General features: G+C 63.9%; 13 protein-coding genes. 8 read left to right on the forward strand and 5 right to left on the reverse strand.

Annotated features, from left to right (window positions below):
* Window positions 1–13: 13 nt before the first annotated feature.
* Both rpoC and rpoB read right to left on the reverse strand, forming a co-directional pair.
* Window positions 14–4,225 (reverse strand): DNA-directed RNA polymerase subunit beta', encoded by a 4,212-nt coding sequence (rpoC, locus tag AX725_RS10345; RefSeq protein ID WP_060979810.1) that lies wholly within the window; start codon window positions 4,223–4,225, stop codon window positions 14–16.
* 127 nt (window positions 4,226–4,352) lie between these two features.
* On the reverse strand, window positions 4,353–8,531 hold the full coding sequence (gene rpoB, locus AX725_RS10350; protein WP_060979802.1) for a DNA-directed RNA polymerase subunit beta: 4,179 nt from the start codon (window positions 8,529–8,531) through the stop codon (window positions 4,353–4,355).
* A gap of 375 nt (window positions 8,532–8,906) precedes the next feature.
* Between rpoB and AX725_RS10355 the strand changes: the two genes are divergently transcribed.
* Window positions 8,907–9,896 carry a hypothetical protein gene (locus AX725_RS10355; protein WP_156439140.1) on the forward strand — a complete coding sequence of 330 codons (990 nt, stop codon included), beginning with the start codon at window positions 8,907–8,909 and terminating at the stop codon, window positions 9,894–9,896.
* Window positions 9,897–9,973: 77 nt separating this feature from the next.
* Here the strand turns inward: AX725_RS10355 and AX725_RS10360 are convergent, their stop codons facing one another.
* Window positions 9,974–11,095, reverse strand: a complete 1,122-nt coding sequence (locus AX725_RS10360) for an NADH:flavin oxidoreductase/NADH oxidase (RefSeq protein ID WP_060979800.1) — start codon at window positions 11,093–11,095, stop codon at window positions 9,974–9,976.
* A gap of 98 nt (window positions 11,096–11,193) precedes the next feature.
* Between AX725_RS10360 and AX725_RS10365 the strand changes: the two genes are divergently transcribed.
* Window positions 11,194–11,496: an ArsR/SmtB family transcription factor gene (locus AX725_RS10365; protein WP_066044434.1), complete on the forward strand. Its 303-nt coding sequence runs from the start codon at window positions 11,194–11,196 to the stop codon at window positions 11,494–11,496.
* Window positions 11,497–11,649: 153 nt separating this feature from the next.
* On the forward strand, window positions 11,650–12,360 hold the full coding sequence (locus AX725_RS20925; RefSeq protein WP_156440465.1) for a hypothetical protein: 711 nt from the start codon (window positions 11,650–11,652) through the stop codon (window positions 12,358–12,360).
* 377 nt (window positions 12,361–12,737) lie between these two features.
* Here AX725_RS20925 and ubiB read toward each other — a convergent pair whose 3' ends face one another.
* The gene (gene ubiB / locus AX725_RS10375; RefSeq protein ID WP_060980355.1) at window positions 12,738–14,297 is read right to left on the reverse strand and encodes a 2-polyprenylphenol 6-hydroxylase; all 1,560 of its coding nucleotides are present in this window, start codon (window positions 14,295–14,297) and stop codon (window positions 12,738–12,740) included.
* Between the two features lie 43 nt (window positions 14,298–14,340).
* Window positions 14,341–15,072: a class I SAM-dependent methyltransferase gene (locus AX725_RS10380; protein ID WP_060980357.1), complete on the reverse strand. Its 732-nt coding sequence runs from the start codon at window positions 15,070–15,072 to the stop codon at window positions 14,341–14,343.
* 55 nt (window positions 15,073–15,127) lie between these two features.
* Here AX725_RS10380 and mutM point away from each other — a divergent pair, with 55 nt between their 5' ends.
* From mutM to AX725_RS10405, 5 genes are all read left to right on the forward strand, one after another.
* The gene (gene mutM, locus AX725_RS10385) at window positions 15,128–15,940 is read left to right on the forward strand and encodes a bifunctional DNA-formamidopyrimidine glycosylase/DNA-(apurinic or apyrimidinic site) lyase (RefSeq protein ID WP_060980354.1); all 813 of its coding nucleotides are present in this window, start codon (window positions 15,128–15,130) and stop codon (window positions 15,938–15,940) included.
* Between the two features lie 163 nt (window positions 15,941–16,103).
* The gene (rpsT, locus tag AX725_RS10390) at window positions 16,104–16,367 is read left to right on the forward strand and encodes a 30S ribosomal protein S20 (protein ID WP_060980353.1); all 264 of its coding nucleotides are present in this window, start codon (window positions 16,104–16,106) and stop codon (window positions 16,365–16,367) included.
* Between the two features lie 868 nt (window positions 16,368–17,235).
* Window positions 17,236–18,621: a chromosomal replication initiator protein DnaA gene (dnaA, locus tag AX725_RS10395; RefSeq protein ID WP_060980352.1), complete on the forward strand. Its 1,386-nt coding sequence runs from the start codon at window positions 17,236–17,238 to the stop codon at window positions 18,619–18,621.
* A 141-nt stretch (window positions 18,622–18,762) separates the two neighbouring features.
* Window positions 18,763–19,533, forward strand: coding sequence for a HesA/MoeB/ThiF family protein (locus AX725_RS10400; RefSeq protein WP_060980356.1), 771 nt, complete (start codon window positions 18,763–18,765; stop codon window positions 19,531–19,533).
* 26 nt (window positions 19,534–19,559) lie between these two features.
* A complete protein-coding gene (locus tag AX725_RS10405; protein ID WP_066044413.1) occupies window positions 19,560–19,967 on the forward strand; it encodes an MAPEG family protein in 408 nt (135 codons plus the stop codon).
* The last annotated feature ends 84 nt before the right edge of the window (window positions 19,968–20,051 follow it).

Below are 20,051 nucleotides of genomic sequence, written 5' to 3' on the forward strand. Positions count from 1 at the left end.
GTGAACGCGAGGCTTATTCGGCGTCGCTGTCCACCGCTTCGGCTTCGGCAGCAACCGGTGCCGGGGCGGGTGCCGCCTCGACCTCATTCGCCGCTGCCATCGCCTTTTGCAGCGCACGCTGCTGAGCGCGGAGCGCGGCGTCGCGGCTGTTCGCTGCGATGCGGATGCGCGCCATGCCTGCACCGGTGCCCGCCGGGATCAGACGACCGACGATCACGTTTTCCTTCAGGCCGATCAGCGAGTCCCGCTTGCCTTCCACCGCCGCCTGGGTGAGCACCCGGGTGGTTTCCTGGAACGATGCAGCCGAGATGAACGAACGCGTCTGCAGCGAAGCCTTGGTGATGCCGAGCAGCACCGGCTTGCCTTCGGCAAACTTCTTGCCTTCGGGCAGACGGGCGTTGACCTCGTTCATCTCCTCGGCATCGAGCTGTTCGCCCGGCAGCAGCGTGGTATCGCCGCCATCGGTGATCTCGACCTTCTGCAGCATCTGGCGAACGATCACCTCGATGTGCTTGTCGTTGATCTTCACGCCCTGCAAGCGATAGACTTCCTGGATTTCGCTGACCAGATATTCGGCCAGCGCTTCCACGCCCAGCACTTCCAGAATGTCGTGCGGATCAGGCGAACCCGAGATCAGGTTGTCGCCCTTCTTGACATAGTCGCCTTCCTGGACGTCGATGACCTTCGACTTCGGCACCAGATACTCGACCGGTTCGCCCTCTTCCGGGTGGATCGCGATCTTGCGCTTGGCCTTATAGTCGCGGACGAACTCGATGCGGCCCGAGACCTTGGCAATGATCGCATTGTCCTTGGGCTTGCGCGCCTCGAACAGCTCGGCCACGCGCGGCAGACCACCGGTGATGTCACGGGTCTTGGCGGCTTCACGGCTGACGCGGGCGAGAACATCGCCAGCTTCGACCTTCTGGCCATCCTCGACCGAGAGCATCGCGCCCACGGCAAGCATATAGCGCGCCGCTTCGCCCGAATCCTCGTCCAGTAGGGTGAGGCGGGGACGCAGGTCTTCCTTGGACTTCGCCTTGCTCGATCCGCGGAATTCCACGACCACGCGCTGCGCGATACCGGTGGCATCGTCGGTCTGTTCGACCAGCGTCTTGCCGTCGATCAGGTCCTGATACTTCACGACACCGCTGGTATCGGTGATCACCGGCATGGTGAACGGGTCCCATTCGGCAATGCGATCGCCGATGTTCACTTCACCATTGTCGTCGACCAGCAGAACCGTGCCGTACGGGATGCGGTGGACCGCACGCTCGCGGCCTTCCTTGTCGACGATCGCGATCTCGCCGTTGCGGGCGAGCGACAGGCGCTGGCCGCGCTTGTTCACGATGGTCGGGATATCCCGGTACTGCAGCGTGCCATCGGCCACCGCTTCGAGGTTCGACTGCTCGTTGAGCTGCGCCGCACCGCCGATATGGAAGGTACGCATGGTGAGCTGCGTGCCCGGTTCACCGATCGACTGCGCAGCAATGACGCCGACCGCCTCGCCGATGTTCACCGGCGTACCGCGAGCGAGGTCACGGCCATAGCACTTGCCGCACACGCCCTGGGTCGCTTCGCAGATCAGCGGCGAACGGATGCGCGCTGCCTGGATGCCCAGAGCCTCGATCGACGCCACAGCGGCTTCGTCGAGCAGCGTATCCTTGGCCACCACGACATCACCCGACTTCGCATCGACGATGTCCTCGGCCAGGGTACGGCCCAGGATGCGCTCGCCGAGCGAGGCGATGACCGAACCGCCCTGCACGATCGCGCGCATTTCCAGCGCCCGCTCGGTGCCGCAGTCTTCCTGCACGATGACGCAATCCTGCGACACGTCGACCAGACGGCGGGTCAGGTAACCCGAGTTCGCCGTCTTGAGCGCCGTATCCGCCAGACCCTTGCGCGCGCCGTGAGTGGAGTTGAAATACTCCAGAACGGTCAGGCCTTCCTTGAAGTTCGAGATGATCGGCGTTTCGATGATCTCGCCCGACGGCTTGGCCATCAGACCACGCATACCGGCAAGCTGCTTCATCTGCGCTGGCGAACCACGCGCACCCGAATGGCTCATCATGTAGATCGAGTTGACCGGGGCTTCGCGGCCATGCTCGTCCTTCGGCGTCGCCTTGATCTCTTCCATCATGGCATTCGCGACCTGGTCGCCGCAACGGCTCCAGGCGTCGATCACCTTGTTGTACTTTTCCTGCTGGGTGATCAGACCATCCTGGTACTGCTGCTCATAGTCGGCAACCAGCGCACGGGTCTCGTCGACCAGACGCTCCTTGCTGTCCGGAATGATCATGTCGTCCTTGCCGAACGAGATGCCGGCGCGGCAGGCGTGACGGAAGCCCAGGCCCATGATCGCGTCGGCGAACAGGACGGTGTCCTTCTGGCCGGTGTGACGATAGACCTGATCGATGACGTCGCCGATTTCCTTCTTGGTGAGAAGGCGGTTGACGACATCAAAGGGCACCTTGTGGCTCTTGGGCAGACATTCGCCGATGAGCATACGGCCCGGCGTCGTCTGGTAGCGCTTCAGATACTGGTTGCCCTGTTCGTCGGTCTGCGGAACGCGGGCGATGACCTTCGAGTGAAGCGTCACCGCACCCACTTCGAGCGCCTGATGCACTTCGGCGATGTCCGCCATCAGCATGCCTTCGCCCGGCTCGCCTTCGCGGTCCATCGACAGGTAATACAGACCCAGCACCATGTCCTGCGAGGGCACGATGATCGGCTTGCCGTTGGCGGGCGAGAGGATGTTGTTGGTCGACATCATCAGCACGCGCGCTTCCAGCTGGGCTTCCAGCGACAGCGGCACGTGAACGGCCATCTGGTCACCGTCGAAGTCGGCGTTGAAGGCCGAGCAGACCAGCGGGTGCAGCTGGATCGCCTTGCCCTCGATCAGCACGGGTTCGAACGCTTGGATGCCCAGACGGTGCAGCGTCGGTGCGCGGTTGAGCATCACGGGATGCTCGCGGATCACCTCGTCGAGGATGTCCCAGACTTCCTTGCGCTCCTTTTCCACCCACTTCTTCGCCTGCTTCAGGGTCATCGACAGACCCTTGGCGTCGAGACGCGCGTAGATGAACGGCTTGAACAGCTCGAGCGCCATCTTCTTGGGCAGGCCGCACTGGTGCAGCTTGAGTTCCGGACCGGTCACGATGACCGAACGGCCCGAATAGTCGACGCGCTTGCCGAGCAGGTTCTGACGGAAACGGCCCTGCTTGCCCTTGAGCATGTCGGACAGCGACTTCAGCGGACGCTTGTTCGCACCGGTGATGATGCGGCCACGACGGCCGTTGTCGAACAGCGCATCCACGGCTTCTTGCAGCATGCGCTTTTCGTTGCGCACGATGATGTCGGGCGCGCGCAGTTCCATCAGCCGCTTCAGGCGGTTGTTGCGGTTGATGACGCGGCGATACAGGTCATTGAGGTCCGAGGTCGCGAAGCGGCCACCGTCCAGCGGCACCAGCGGGCGCAGCTCGGGCGGGATCACGGGGATGACTTCCAGGATCATCCACTCGGGACGGTTGCCGGAATCGATGAACGACTCCACGACCTTGAGCCGCTTGATGATCTTCTTGGGCTTGAGTTCCGACTTGGTCGTCTCAAGCTCCTGCAGCAGGTCGGCGCGCTCCTGCTCGAGGTCCAGATCCATCAGCATCTGGCGCACGGCTTCGGCACCGATACCGGCCGAGAAGGCGTCCTCGCCGAACTCGTCCTGCGCATCGAGCAGCTCGTCTTCGGTGAGCAGCTGATACTTTTCCAGGCTGGTCAGGCCCGGCTCGATCACGACATAGCTTTCGAAATACAGCACGCGCTCGAGCTGCTTGAGCTGCATGTCGAGCAGCAGGCCGATGCGCGAGGGCAGCGACTTGAGGAACCAGATGTGCGCGACCGGCGCGGCCAGCTCGATATGGCCCATGCGCTCGCGGCGCACCTTGGTCACGGTCACTTCCACGCCGCACTTTTCGCAGACGATGCCCTTGTACTTCATCCGCTTGTACTTGCCGCACAGGCACTCGTAATCCTTCACCGGACCGAAGATGCGCGCGCAGAACAGGCCGTCACGCTCGGGCTTGAACGTGCGATAGTTGATCGTTTCGGGCTTCTTGATCTCGCCGAAGGACCACGACCGGATGCGCTCGGGGCTGGCGAGACCGATCTGGATCTCGTCGAAGGTTTCCGGCTTCACGGCGGGATTGTTGAATTTGGTCAGTTCGTTCATTTTCTGCTCCATTTAAGCCCTCTCCCCTTCAGGGGAGAGGGTTGGGAGAGGGGCTTTCGCCGAGGGAAGCCTGTGACTCCCCCTCTCCCCGGCCCTCTCCCTGCGAAGGGGAGAGGGAGGGACAATCTTACTCCGCGGCTTCCGGCAGTGCGTCCGGGCCTTCGTCCGGATCGGGCAGCGCGTCGAGCGAGTTCAGCTCGACGTTCAGGCCCAGCGAGCGCATTTCCTTGACCAGCACGTTGAAGCTTTCAGGGATGCCGGCCTCGAACGTGTCGTCACCCTTGACGATCGCCTCATAGACCTTGGTGCGGCCGACCACGTCGTCGGACTTCACCGTCAGCATTTCCTGCAGCGTATAGGCCGCGCCATAGGCCTGGAGCGCCCAGACCTCCATTTCCCCGAAGCGCTGGCCACCGAACTGGGCCTTGCCGCCCAGCGGCTGCTGGGTGACGAGGCTGTAGGGGCCGATCGAACGTGCGTGGATCTTGTCGTCGACCAGGTGGTGCAGCTTGAGCATGTAGATATAGCCCACGGTCACCTTGCGGTCGAACTTGTCGCCGGTACGGCCGTCGTACAGATCGACCTGGCCCGACGGGTCGAGACCCGCACGCTCCAGCATCCGCGACACGTCCGCCTCGCGCGCACCGTCGAACACCGGGGTGCCCATCGGAACGCCGTTGCGCAGCAGGCCGGCCAGTTCGACCACGCCGTCATCCGAACGGTTGTCGATCTCGGCATGATATTCGGGGCCGTAGACATATTTCAGCTTCTCGCGAACGGCATCGGGCGGCGGTCCGGCTTCCGGATTCGGATTGGCCTCGCGCCATTCGTCCAGCGCCTTCGAAATCTGCTGGCCCAGACCGCGCGCGGCCCAGCCCAGATGGGTTTCGAAAATCTGGCCGACATTCATGCGGCTCGGCACACCCAGGGGGTTGAGCACGAAGTCGACATGCGTGCCGTCTTCGAGGAACGGCATGTCCTCGATCGGCAGGATGCGGCTGATGATCCCCTTGTTGCCGTGACGTCCGGCCATCTTGTCGCCCGGCTGCAGCTTGCGCTTCACCGCGACGAACACCTTGACCATCTTGAGCACGCCCGGAGCCAGCTCGTCACCGCGCTCCAGCTTCTCGCGACGGTCATCGAACTTCTCGGTGATGCGGGTCACGGCCTCGTCATACTGGGCCTTGACGGCTTCGAGATCAGCCTGAACCGCATCGTCCTCGACCGCGAACTTCCACCACAGGTGCTTCTCGACCTCGTCGAGCAGCGCCTCGTCGATGACGACGCCCTTCTTAACGCCCTTGGGCGCAGCCGATGCGACCTGACCGACCAGCATTTCGCGCAGGCGGTTATAGGTCGCACGGTTCAGAATCGCCCGCTCGTCCTCGCGGTCCTTGGTCAGACGCTCGATTTCCTCGCGTTCGATCGCCAGCGCACGCTCGTCCTTGTCGATGCCGTGACGGTTGAACACTCGGACCTCGACCACGGTGCCCGACACGCCCGGCGACAGACGCAGCGAGGTGTCGCGCACGTCGCTCGCCTTTTCGCCGAAGATCGCGCGAAGCAGCTTTTCTTCCGGCGTCATCGGGCTTTCGCCCTTGGGCGTGATCTTGCCGACCAGAATGTCGCCAGGATGCACTTCCGCGCCGATATAGACGATGCCCGCCTCGTCGAGGTTGCGCAGCGCTTCTTCGCCGACATTCGGGATGTCGCGGGTAATGTCCTCGGGGCCCAGCTTGGTATCGCGCGCCATGACCTCGAACTCCTCGATATGGATCGAGGTGAACACGTCATCCTTCACGATGCGTTCGCTGATGAGGATCGAGTCCTCGTAGTTGTAACCGTTCCAGGGCATGAACGCGACGAGCGCGTTGCGGCCCAGCGCCAGTTCGCCCAGATCAGTCGACGGACCGTCGGCGATGATGTCGCCTTCGTTGATCACGTCGCCCACCTTCACCAGCGGGCGCTGGTTGATGCAGGTGTTCTGGTTCGACCGCTGGAACTTCATCAGCGTGTAGATGTCGACGCCCGACTTGCCCGAATCCACCGAGCCGGTGGCACGGATCACGATACGGGTCGCGTCGACCTGGTCGACGATACCGGCGCGCTTGGCGGCGATCGCAGCGCCCGAATCGCGCGCCACGGTCTCTTCCATGCCGGTGCCGACGAACGGCGCTTCGGCGCGCACCAGCGGCACGGCCTGACGCTGCATGTTCGATCCCATCAGCGCGCGGTTGGCGTCATCGTTTTCCAGGAACGGAATGAGCGATGCCGCGACCGAGACGAGCTGCTTGGGGCTGACGTCCATCAGCGTGATGATGTCGCGCGGTGCCATCAGGAATTCGCCGGCCTGGCGGGCCGAAACGATATCCTCGGCAAAGCTGCCATCGTCGTTCAGCTCGGCGTTCGCCTGCGCGATCGTGTGCTTGGCCTCTTCCATGGCCGAGAGATACACGACCTCGTCGGTCACCTTGCCGTCGATCACCTTGCGATACGGGGTTTCGATGAAGCCGTACTTGTTGACGCGGCTGAACGAGGCGAGCGAGTTGATCAGACCGATGTTCGGGCCTTCGGGCGTTTCGATCGGGCAGATACGACCATAGTGCGTCGGGTGAACGTCGCGGACTTCGAAGCCTGCGCGCTCGCGGGTCAGACCGCCCGGGCCAAGCGCGGAGACGCGGCGCTTGTGGGTCACTTCGGCCAGCGGGTTGGTCTGGTCCATGAACTGCGACAGCTGCGACGAGCCGAAGAACTCGCGAACGGCAGCGACCGCCGGCTTGGCGTTGATCAGGTCGTTCGGCATGACAGTCGACACGTCGACCGAGCTCATGCGCTCCTTGACCGCGCGTTCCATGCGCAGCAGGCCGACGCGATACTGGTTTTCCAGCAGCTCGCCCACCGAGCGGACGCGGCGGTTGCCGAGATTGTCGATATCGTCGACTTCGCCCTTGCCGTCCTTGAGATCGACCAGCGTCTTGACGACCGCCAGAATGTCCTCGCGGCGCAGCGTGGTGACGGTGTCCTCGCAGTCGAGCTCGAGGCGCATGTTGAGCTTGACGCGGCCCACGGCTGAGAGGTCATAGCGCTCGGGATCGAAGAACAGGCCTTCGAACAGCGCATCGGCGGTTTCGCGCGTCGGCGGTTCGCCGGGGCGCATCACGCGATAGATCGCATCGAGACCCATGTCGCGGCTGTCGGCCTTGTCGGCCTTCATCGTGTTGCGGATCCAGGGCCCTGTGGTGACATGGTCGATGTCGAGCAGCACCAGCTGGTCGATCCCGGCCTTGTCGAGCTTTTCCAGATTCTCGGCGGTGACCTCGTCGCCCGCTTCGATATAGATTTCGCCGGTCTGCTCGTTGATCAGGTCATAGGCGCTGTAACGGCCGAAGATTTCCTCGGTCGGGATCAGCAGGCTGGTCAGGCCATCCTTGGCGGCCTTGGCGGCGGCGCGCGGGGTAATCTTGTCGCCCGCCTTGAACGCGACTTCGCCGGTTGCGGCATCGACAATGTCGAACGCCGGCTTCATGCCGCGCCACTGTTCGGCGACGAACGGGATCTTCCAACCGCCGGTGCCGCGCTCATAGGTCACGGTCTCGTAGAAATAGTCGAGGATTTCCTCGTCGTTGAGGCCGAGCGCATACAGCAGCGAGGTGACCGGCAGCTTGCGCTTGCGGTCGATACGGACGTTGACGATGTCCTTGGCGTCGAATTCGAAATCGAGCCACGAACCGCGATAGGGGATGACGCGCGCAGCGAAGAGATACTTGCCCGATGAATGGGTCTTGCCGCGATCGTGGTCAAACAGCACGCCCGGCGAACGGTGCATCTGGCTGACGATCACGCGCTCGGTGCCGTTGATCACGAACGTGCCGTTCGCGGTCATCAGCGGCATGTCGCCCATGTACACGTCCTGCTCCTTGATATCGAGCACGGAGCGGCTTTCGGTCTCGGCATCGACCTCGAACACGATCAGGCGCAGCGTCACCTTCATCGGCGCTGCATAGGTGATGCCGCGCTGACGGCATTCCTCGACATCGTATTTGGGCGACTCGAGTTCATAGTGAACGAAGTCGAGCTCGGCGGTTCCGGCAAAGTCGCGGATCGGGAAGACGCTGCGCAGCGTCTTTTCCAGGCCCGAAACATAACCGATCGAGGGATCCGAACGCAGGAACTGTTCGTAGCTCTCGCGCTGGACCTCGATGAGGTTCGGCATTTCGCTGACTTCGTGGATGTCACCGAAGATCTTGCGGATACGCTTCATCGGGGTCGGCTTGGTGGCGGCCGATGCTCGTGCGGAAGTTGCCATAAACGTGTCTTCGCCTTTTCGTGTCTATCGATTCGGGGCGCACAAAGACGCCAAAAGGCCGCAAGCTCATGAGAACCCCATGAACCGCAGCCTATCGCGTCAGATTATCCCTGAAGCTTCCTTCGTTCGGCAGGTCCGCGCAAACCTGTCATGTCTCGAAGCGTCCGGTGTTGGAGCGCGATATAAGCGGCGCTGTTGGACTTGTCAAATGGCCCCCATCACGGCCAGGCCATCCCCGCCGGTCGGCCAGGCGAGCAAATCGGGACAGCATTGCATCCCCATTTCCTCAATCCGTCGGCACATGCGGTCGGTTGACCTGCAAATGTCGAAAAAGCGGTGAACGCTCTGCCGCCCTCCGAACGTTGACCCGATACCATGACACACATATCGCACCCCATTCGCCCGGCAAGGGCCGCGATTGCCGCCGTTCTTGCCCTGACCGCAACCCCGCTGATGGCGCAGGATCTGGCACCGGCAACCACGCCGACGGTGGCGCCGACGCTGCCCCAGGCGCAGCCAGCGCAGCCCTTGGTGCCAACGACGGCGCTTCCGGGCATCAGCGCACCGGTGGCCACGACACAGGCCCCGACCGTCCAGGCCCAGCCGCCCGTTGCAGCGCTGCCTGGCACGCCGCTGGCGAGCCCCGTTGCTCCGCCCGCCGTGACGGATGTGCCGGTGGCTGCGATCGCACCGACGGCCGAGGTGGAAGCGGCCCCCGCTCCGCGAGCAGCCCGCCCCCAGACAGCGGAACGCGCAGCACCGCCGCGCCTGGCCCAGGCCGAGCCCGCCAATCCGAGTCCTGCGACCGGCGCGGAAATTGCCGATCCGGTTGAAACCCTGGCAGGCGAAGATTTGACGGCGATTCCTCCGATGACCAATGGTGGCACCGTTACCGAAACGCCGACATCCGAAGTGACGGCTCCCCCGCCCGCACCGGCCGAAGGCGATGGCGAGGTCTGGGGTTGGATGGCCGCCCTGCTGGCAGCGCTGGGCGTGGGAGGTGGCGCGATCGCGCTCCGCCGTACCCGGACGCGCAAGAGCGCCGCGATGATGGCCGCAGCGCGCGCGGAAGATGCGGAATATGATCGCCGCCTTGCCTCGCCGCATGCGCGTCCGCCGGTAGCACCGACCATGGCGGCTGCCGCTCCCGCGACGGCGAGCTTCGCGCAGCCGGTGACCCATCCCGCGCCTGCCCGGCCTGCCTCGCGCACGGGCAATCCGGACAGCCCGATCGACCACCGCCGCCTCGAAGCGCTGATCGCGCAGCGCCCGAACCGCGACAACCCGTTCAAGACCCGCGCCAACCGCAAGCGCCGTGCGCTGTACCTGATGCGCAACGGCTATGGAATGCAGAGCGCAGCCTGATAACAAGAATGGAACGACACCTGCGCATATCGGGGAGGCGGCGATCCGCCTCCCCTTTTTTTGGGCGCTTTTTTGCGTCAGGCTGAGCGATAGCGCGCCAGCCAGTGCGCATAGGGCGCAGGCAGCGTCCAGCTGGCATTGTCGACGCCGAGTTCGCGTGCGGCCTGATAGGGCCAGTGCGGATTCTCGAGCAGAGGGCGGCCCATCATCACCAGATCGACATCGCCATCGGCGACCATCCCATTGGCGTTTTCGGGCGTGCCGATGTACCAGCTGGTGGCATTGGGCAGGCCCGTCTCCTCGCGCACCCGGCGCGCGATCGGCGCCATGAACGCCGGACCCCAGGGGATCTGCGCGGCAGGCGTCGAAAAGCCGATGCTGACATCGATGAAATCGAGCCCGCGCGCCTTCATCTCGCCGACAAGCGCGATCGATTCCTTGAGCGTTTCCTCGTCCTGCCCGTCATATTCGAGCACGCCGAAACGGGCAGACAGCGGCAGATGCTCGGGCCATACCGCGCGCACCGCTTCGAGCGTTTCGAGCAGGAAGCGCCCGCGATTTTCGGCGCTGCCGCCGTACTGGTCGGTGCGCTGGTTCGAATGGCGCGACCAGAAGCTCTGCGCGAGATAGCCATGCGCAAAGTGCAGCATCAGCCATTCGAAGCCCGCATCGCGCGCGCGGATCGCCGCGGCGACGAAATCGGCCTTCACCCGCTCGATATCGTCCAGCGTCATCTCGCGCGGGGTGCGGTTGAGGCCACCGCCGAACGCAACCGCCGACGGCGCGATCGGCTCCCAGCCGCGCGGATCGCCTTCGGCGATATGGTCGTCGCCCTCCCAGGGCACATTGGCGCTGGCCTTGCGCCCGGCATGCGCGATCTGGATGCCGGGGACAGCGCCCGCTTTCTTGATCTCGGCGACGATCGGCGCGAGCGCATCGCGCTGTTCGTCGTTCCAGATGCCAAGGCACGCGGGCGTGATCCGGCCTTCGGGCGACACGCCCGAGGCTTCGACCACGACCAGCCCTGCGCCACCGCGCGCGAACGAGACGAGATGCGAGCGGTGCCAGTCATTGGCGACGCCTTCGGTCGCCGAATATTGGCACATGGGCGAGACCGCGATGCGGTTGCGCAGTGTGATCGACTTGAGCTTGAACGGGGTGAACAGCGGGGCGTCGGTGCCGGGGCTGGGATTGGTCATGGGGGAAATGTCCTTGGATAGGGGGTGGGGGTAGGTTTGATTGTTCGTATATAATCGAACTATAGGATATTCAAGAGCACCACGCTATATAAGGGCGCATGAGGAATTATGCCCATCCCGACCTTGCCGACGTTTCGATCGAGCATCTGCTCCACGCGCTGAGCGATCCGGTGCGGCTCGACATCGTCCGCCAGCTCGCCCGCGACGGCGAAGCGAGCTGTGCCGCGCTCGACGGCGGCCGCCCGAAATCGAGCATGTCCCACCATTTCCGCGTGCTGCGCAGCGCCGGGCTGGTGCACACGCGGATAGCCGGCGTGCAGCATATGAACACGCTGCGGCGCGAGGAGGTAGATAAGAGGTTTCCGGGGCTGTTGAGGGCGGTGCTGGGGGTGGCGGGGTAGGGTTGCGGTTGGGTGTCTGGTTTCAGGCAACCAGCGGCAACACGCGGATGGCTGCTATTGGGTGGCTTGTTGCCAGTCAGCGTGAGCGTTTAATCAAATATTTTTATCGATATCTTATCAGTGCAGAACTGGGGGGCGCTCGAGTTTTACGCTATGCTGAAACATTTTTTGACCGCTGTCGCGATATTGGTCCTTGCAACTGCAACGGTCTGGTTTGCGCTACCTCCGAAAGCACGGGAGAGCGAGCGACTTGAGAACCCGCCACCGAAACCGCCAAACTGCGAAGCTATGCCGAAGGAACTGTTTTACGAAAGCGGAGAGGCGTTGCCGGAGGGCATCCGAATCATTCGAGTTGGGGAAACCCGTCTGTTTGTGCCTATCAAATGGATCGAGAATTATTTTGTTGATTCCCAAAGTACGCGCCCAGACAGACACACCTATGATATTCTCAAAAAATTTCGCCCTGACCTTCACGGTTATGAATGCCCGGGCGTTGAGCATACACTCGTTGCAATAGGACAAACTCCACGGTTCGGTGAAAATCGTGGAGATGTGGTCGCTTTTGTTTTGAGGGGTAATTTTGCGCCAAAACAGGTCAAAGGGACGGATCGGATACGGGGCTTTTCGGTAAGCATCCAAGCGACGAAGAGGCCAGATGGAAGTGTCAAAACCTATCCGCGATACTCATCGACTGGGAATTATTGGGTGCAACCAAGCCCAGACTTCTTCCTAACTAAAGTCGGCTGCGAAACCGCTGCGGTTAAAAAATACGAAGAAGAGCTTCATAAACTTGGAAAATGGCTGATGACCCATCCAAGATATCGAGACAATTCGCACGAATTTTTCCCGCCATCTGAATTCTGAAAGCCCAGCCGTCCATTGATGCCCGCATCGGGGTCGGTTGCTGAATGGCAGGAATTTTTCCGCTTGGTTGCAAAGCCGCCATCCCCTCCCCGCTTGCCTGTGCAGGCAGGCATCCATCTCCTGCTTTCGCGCCCGGCGCAACGCTCGGGAGATGGCTCCATGCCTTCGCAGGGGAGCAGGTGGCTTGGTGGTGCGAGCGGGCGGCGGACAGTGAAGCCCTCTCCCGTTGAGCTTCGCTCGCCTTACGGCTCAGGGGGGAGGGTTGGGAGGGGGGATTGCGCCACCCTGGCGCTCGACTAGCCCCTCTCAACTTCGGCTAGCCGATACATCGGCGAGCCTTCGTATCTCTCCCCCATGGGGGAGAGAGCAACCAGTGGCTAATGCACCCAGGCCAGTAGCGCCGCCGCGCCTGCGCCCGCACCGATCAGCAAAGCCGCAAGGTGGCTCCAGAAGCCGCCACCCCCGCGCGCGCGGCGCTTGCGGTCCCAGATCAGCGGGATTTTCGGGACTGGCGGCGGTTCGGGCGCGCCGCCCTTTCTGGGTACGCGCTCTTCGAGGCGGCGGATCAGGTCGGGCAGGCGTAAGAGCGTCGCGACATCGGTGTTGATCCGGTCGGCAAGCAGCGTCTCGGGGCCCAGCTCACCGCGAATCCAGTCGCGCACATAGGGCGCTGCGACATCCCACATGTTGATATTGGGGTCGAGCTGGGTCGCGACGCCCTCGACCATCACCATCGTCTTCTGCAGCAGCAGCAGGTGCGGTTGGGTCTTCATGTCGAAATCGCGCGTGATCGCGAACAGCCCGTCGAGCATCTGCCCGACCGACAGCTCGCTCACCGGCTTGCCGCGCATCGGCTCGCCGACGGCACGCAGCGCGGTCGCGAACTCGTCGACATTGTGATAGCTCGGCACGTACTGCGCCTCGAAATGGATTTCGGCGACGCGGCGATAGTTGCCGGTGGTGAGACCATAGAGGATTTCCGCCAGCCAGAAACGCGCCTGGCGGTTGATGCGGCCCATGATGCCGAAATCGATCGCGACGATCGTGCCATCGGGGGCGACGAACAGATTGCCCTGGTGCATGTCGGCATGGAAGAATCCGCCCGCGATCGCCTGGCGCAGGAAGGCGAGCACCAGCCGGCGCGCAAGATCGGGCAGGTCATGCCCCGCGGCGATCAGCGCTTCGCGGTTGGAAATCTTGATGCCGTCGATCCATTCGAGCGTCATTACCGTGCCGCAGGTGCGATCCCAGTCGATTTGGGGCACGCGATAGCCCGGATGGCCATCCATCGCGCTGGCAAGCTCCGACGCGCTCGCCGCCTCGCGGCGCAGGTCGAGCTCGCGCAGGGTCCAGCGCTTGAAATTGGCGATGGTGAGCTGCGGGCGCAGGCGCGAGGCTTCGCCGCCCAGCGATTCGAGATGCGCGGCAGCCCATTCATAGGTGTCGATGTCGCGCGCGAAATTCTTGCGCACGCCGGGGCGCAGCACCTTGATCGCGACGTCGCGCCCGTCGGTCGTGCGCCCGCGATGCACCTGCGCGACCGAAGCCGCGCCGACCGGCATCGGCTCGACGAATTCGAAGAATTTCTCCAGCGGGCCGCCCAGCCCCTGCTCGATCTCGGCGCGGATGTCCTCGAACGGCACCGGCGGCAGGCTGTCCTGCAGGGTGAGCAGATTGTTCGCGGCTTCCTCGCCGACCAGATCGGGCCGGGTGGCAAGCGTCTGGCCGAGCTTGATCGCCGCCGGGCCGATCGCGCGGAAGGCCCCGGCATAATCGGGCACGGCGGGCACGCTGGCACCAAGGCGCGCGAGGCGGAACAGGCGGCGCACCTCGGGCGGGGTCTGCGGCGCGGCCTCGAGCCCTTTGAGCGCCCCATGGCGCGCAAGGATGCGGCCCCATTTCAGGAGCCGCAGGATATGCGTGCGCGGACGGGTCATGGGCGGATGCCGAACCCCCGCCGTTCAGCCGGCCCTTCCCCCATCACGCCTTCCAGCCGCTGTGAATGTTGACCGCGCCGCCCAGGATCTGCTCGACCTTGGTCGCGGTGAACCCGGCGTCCCTGATCATCTGCTCGAACACCGGCGGCTTGGGAAATCGGCGGATCGATTCGGCGAGATAGCGATAGCTGTCGGCATCGCCCGCGATCATCTGGCCCAGGCGCGGCATCAGATGGTGCGAATAGGCATCATAGACTTCGCCGAACACCGGCCATTCGGTCGACGCGAATTCGAGGCAGAAGAAGCGGCCGCCATAGCGCAGCACGCGGTGCGCCTCGGCCAGCGCCTTGTCGATATAGGTGACGTTGCGGATGCCGAAGGCGATCGTATAGGCATCGAAGCTGCGGTCGGGGAATTTGAGCTTCTCGGCATCCTGGCACGACCAGACCAGCCGGTCCTCGCCGCGCTCGACTGCGCGCTCGATGCCGACATCGAGCATGTCCTGGTTGATGTCGGCAACGGTCACGTTCGCGCCCGACTTGACCATGCGAAAGGCGATGTCGCCGGTGCCGCCCGCCATGTCGAGAATGTCCTCGCCAGCACGCGGCTTGACCCGGCGCACGAAGCGATCCTTCCACAACCGATGCATGCCGCCCGACATCGCGTCGTTCATGATGTCATATTTGGCCGCGACGTTGGAAAATATGCCGCCAACCCGGCCCTGCTTTTCCGCCGGGTCGATATCCTGATAGCCAAAGGGCACTGTCTCGCTCATGAGCGCCATGTAAGCATCTTTGTGCCCAGCGCAAAGCCTGATAACGGGCCTTTTTATGCCAGAGCTTCCCGAAGTCGAAACCACCGTGCGCGGGCTTGCTGCCGTGCTGCAGGACGTGCGCCTGACCAGCGTCGTTGCGCGCCGCGCGGACCTGCGCCGCGCCTTTCCGGCCGATCTCGGCCAGCGGATGACGGGCGCGAGGATCATCTCGCTCGGCAGGCGCGCCAAATACGGACTGCTGGACACCGACCGGGGCGATTCGATGGTGTTCCACCTCGGCATGTCCGGGCGCTGGCGGATCGATCCCGAGGATATCGGCGCGCACGACCATCTGGTCATGGAGACCGAATCGGGGCACCGCCTCTCGCTGTTCGATCCGCGCCGCTTCGGCTCGGTCGACCTGGTGACGACCGATGCGCTCGCAGGTTTCGCCCCTTTTGCCGCGATGGGCCCCGAGCCGCTGGGCGACGAATTCACCCCTGCCTATCTACGGGCCGCGCTGGCCGGTCGCGCCTCGCCGATCAAGGCGATGCTGCTCGACCAGCGAATCGTCGCAGGGCTGGGCAACATCTATGTCTGCGAGGCGCTCAACATGGCGCGAATCTCGCCGCTGCGGGCTGCCGGGCAGATCGGCCCTGCCAAGCTGAAACCGCTGGTCGCCGCGATCAAGGCGGTGCTGGCCGATGCCATTCTGGCAGGTGGATCGACCCTGCGCGATTATGCCCGGCCCGACGGGCAACTGGGCTATTTCGCCAAGCAATGGCGGGTTTACGGGCGCGAGGGTGAGGCCTGCCCCTGTGGCGGCACGGTCGAGCGCTTGGTGCAATCGGGCAGATCGACCTTCTGGTGCCGTTCCTGCCAGAAATAGCCGCGATCGCCCCACCGGGCGGCATTGAGACATTGACGTGGGCCATGAGAATCGCTAACGGCAGCGGCTTCAAAGCGCTGGCACCGCCACCGGGCGGCCAATCTGCTTTACCCCAAATCCGCCGATCAGCCGTGATCGCCAATTGAAAGACGTGTGAGAAACTATGGCCAATACGCCGCAAGCCAAGAAGCGCATCCGCCGGAACGAGCGTCGTGCCGTCGTCAACGGCAACCGCATCGGTCGCATCCGCACCTTCGTCAAGAAGGTCGAATCGGCCCTCGACGCCGGCGACAAGGAAGCGGCCAAGGCGGCTCTCGCCAGCGCACAGCCCGAGCTGGCCCGCGGCGTTGCCAAGGGCGTGCTGCACAAGAACACCGCCTCGCGCAAGTTCTCGCGCCTGACCAAGCGGCTCGCCGCTCTGGCCTGATGGCGAATCGGGTGGCGGCGCCAACGCCCTGCCCGCTTCCAGTCTTTCGGACACGATGATCCGCCGCCCGTCAGGGCAGGCGGATTTTTCGTGCGTCCAGTGTTCTTGACAGTGTTTGCAACATCGCGTCGGCTTTGTGACATAACGGTAATGGATCCGTCACACGCCCCATCGGGCAACTGACGCATTTCCTGCGATTCGGCTCGGCAGGGGTAACATGCCTCCGGCTAAGTCATTGAATTTGAATTATAATCAATGTGAATCCAGCAATATCCTCGCGTTAACCGAGTCAAGCGCCATTATTTCATTTTTTTTACCCGGCGGCTCTTGCTCGACTCGTTTTTCCACGGCTACATCAGGGTCGAGAGCCGAGCGATCAGCCAAGCTCTCCATTGCACAAACTGGTGGATACATTGATCGAAAGACCCATGTGTTTTTCGGTGAGCACCTTTTGTGCCCCAGATTTGGGACGGTTTCCCGTGCTGACCAAGGGGTTGGGCGGCACACAGGGAAGATCATTGCGCCAGGGATAGGCCCTGATGCGATGCAAGCGAGGGGGAGGTAGCAGGTTTTGCGTAACTGGGTCGGATTGCCACTGCACTGGATGGACCGGGATCATCCCGGATGTGACTCTGCACGCCTGCCCGGCTATGCCGCCCGGCATGCCGCCTGTGCCAGCTCGCGCTGGCCGGACCCTGGCCGAGGGCGCCTGAACTAGCATTCCGCAACGGCTGGGGTGCAACCGAAGTCAAGGGTTGCCCGCCGTTTTCCGTCCCATCCGGCAGAACCATCAGGTTCCGCCGGACCCCTTGTCAGCGATGACCGGCGGTACCGGTGCTGACCAAGATACAAGAAGTGGCATTCAGGCATGATCGAACTCAGTGATTCGAGCGGCGCGGCAGACTGGGCGGCCGACTGGAACGAGATCAGCGAAGGTCTGCGCAAGGATCTGGGTGCACAGATCCACACCCAGTGGATCCGCCCCATCCGTCCCGGCAGCTTCGAGCCTGCCTCGGGCCAGCTGCACCTGCACCTGCCGTCTGAATTTTCCGCCAACTGGGTGCGCGAGCGCTTTGCCGACCGTCTGGCCCTGGCTTGGAAGATCGTGCGCCCCGAAGTGCGCAGCGTCGCCATTGCCGCCGCGCCGCGTGAAGCCGAGATCGCACGCCCGCGCGTGGCCGCCCCGGTGGCGCCGATCGCGGCCGCGCCGCGCGCTGCCGAAAGCGGCAACCGCATCGCGCTCGATCCCTCGCAGCTCTTCTCGGGCTTCATCACCGGTCAGTCGAACGTGCTCGCGTTCAACGCCGCGCAGCGCATGGCCGCAGCCGAAAAGCCGCTGTTCAGCCCGCTCTACCTCAAGGCCGCGACCGGCCAGGGCAAGACGCACCTGCTCCACGCGATCGGCAATGCCTATGCCGAGATCAATCCGCAGGCGCGCATCTGCTACTGCCCGGCGGAAAAGTTCATGAACGATTTCGTCAGTGCCATTCAGCGCGGCGATTCAATGGCATTCAAGGCGCGTCTGCGCAGCTTCGACATGCTGCTGGTCGACGACATCCAGTTCATCATCGGCAAGAATTCGACCCAGGAGGAATTCCTCCACACGATCGATGCGATCCTGGGCGCAGGCAAGCGCCTCGTCGTCACCTCGGACCGCGCGCCGCAGGCGCTGGACGGGGTGGATCAGCGGCTGCTCTCGCGGCTCGCCATGGGCCTGGTCGCCGACATTCAGCCTGCCGATATCGAACTGCGCCGCGCGATCCTGCGCGCGCGGGTCGAGCAGATGCGGATGGGCGAGATTCCCGAAGACGTGACCGAATTCCTCGCACGCACGATCAGCCGCAATGTCCGCGAGTTGGTCGGCGGGCTCAACAAGCTGATGGCCTATGCCCAGATCACCGGGCAGAAGGTGACGCTGGCGCTGGCCGAGGAGCAACTCTCGGACCTCCTGAGCGCCAACCGCCGACGGATCACCATCGACGAGATCCAGCGCGCCGTCTGCCAGTTCTACAAGGTCGATCGCGCCGAAATGTCGTCCAAGCGCCGCGCACGCGCCGTGGTGCGCCCGCGCCAGGTGGCGATGTATCTCGCCAAGGTGCTGACCCCGCGCTCCTATCCCGAGATCGGCCGCAAGTTCGGCGGACGCGATCATTCGACCGTCATCCACGCCGTCCGCCTGATCGAGGACCTGCGCACGCGCGATGCCGATATGGATGGCGACGTACGCGCGCTGCTGCAGCAGCTGGAAAGCTGACGCGGCACCAGCCCAACAATTTCGCCATTCCCGCGAAGGCGGGAATCCCGCTATAGCGCCGACCCGAGCGGGATTCCCGCTTTCGCGGGAATGACGATGGCCTTTTCGGCATTCGCGCGGTTCAATGAGGACGTTCGCCGCATGCCGCTTTCCCCCACCCAGCTCGAACGCCATGCCCGGCATATCGTGCTGCCCGAGATCGGCGGCGTGGGCGTGGCGAAGCTCGCGTCAGCGCATGTCCTGCTGGTCGGCATGGGTGGAATCGGCTGTCCGGCGCTGCAATATCTCGGCGCCGCCGGCATCGGGAAGCTGACGCTGATCGATGGCGATGCAGTCGATCTTTCCAACCTGCAGCGCCAAACACTGTTCACGCCCACAGATGTCGGGCAATCCAAGGCCGAGGTCGCGGCCGCCTGGGTCCGGCGGTTCGACCCCGAATTGCAGGTCGCCGCCCTGCCCGAGCGGCTGAGCGCGGACAATGCCACCGCCCTGCTCGCCGGAGCCGATGTCGTGCTCGACGGCACCGACAATTTCGCGACGCGGCTGCTCGTCTCCGATACGCTCACCGCCTTGCACATCCCGCTGGTCAGCGCGGCGATCGGGCGTTTCCAGGGGCAGATCGGCACGTTTCGCGGCTGGTTGCCCGATGCGCCCTGCTATCGCTGCTTTGTCGGTGACGCGTTCGATGCCGAGGATTGCGATACCTGCGCCGAGCAGGGCGTACTCGGCGCGATGGTCGGCCTAGTGGGCGCGTTCGCCGCGATGGAGGTCGTGCGCGCGATCACCGGATTTGGCGACGATCCGCGCGGCAAGCTGCACCTGATCGATGGCCTCAGCCCGCTCTGGCGCACGCTGAAGATTGCCAAGGATCCCGAGTGCAAGGCTTGCGGGGGCGCGAGCCCGGCGGCATAGTCGGCTCCTCATCTGGGAGGATGCCGATGACCCTGCCCGTTACCGCGCTGACCGCCGCGATCTGCGCGATCATGCTGCTCGCCACCGCCATCGCGACCGTGCGCGCACGCTTCCGCACCCAGGCCTCGTTCGGCGATGCGGGCGATGCCGGGCTGATCAGTTCGAGCCGCGCGCATGGCAATCTCGCCGAACATGCGCCGCTGTTCGTGATCCTGATCGGGCTGCTCGAGATGGCGAATGCCAGCCACTGGCCGCTGACCGGGCTGGCGGTGCTGTTTCTGGCGGCCCGCGCTGCGCATATCATCGGTCTGCACCAGCCCCACGGCCCCGGCAAGCCGCCGCGGTTGCGGGCACTGGGCGTCATCGGCACCTGGATCGCCTATGCGGTTGCGATCGGCTGGACGCTGTTTCTGGTGGTGACGGTGAACGGCTAGGCCTCTCCCCTCTTCTTGGGGAGGGAAAGCGTGCGCGTTACCCGCCTCTCCCTCGATGGGAGAGGCAGCGAGACTTGGTGGCTT

This window comes from Blastomonas sp. CCH9-A1 (genome assembly GCF_001557175.1).
Classification (GTDB): Bacteria; Pseudomonadota; Alphaproteobacteria; order Sphingomonadales; family Sphingomonadaceae; genus Blastomonas; species Blastomonas delafieldii_A.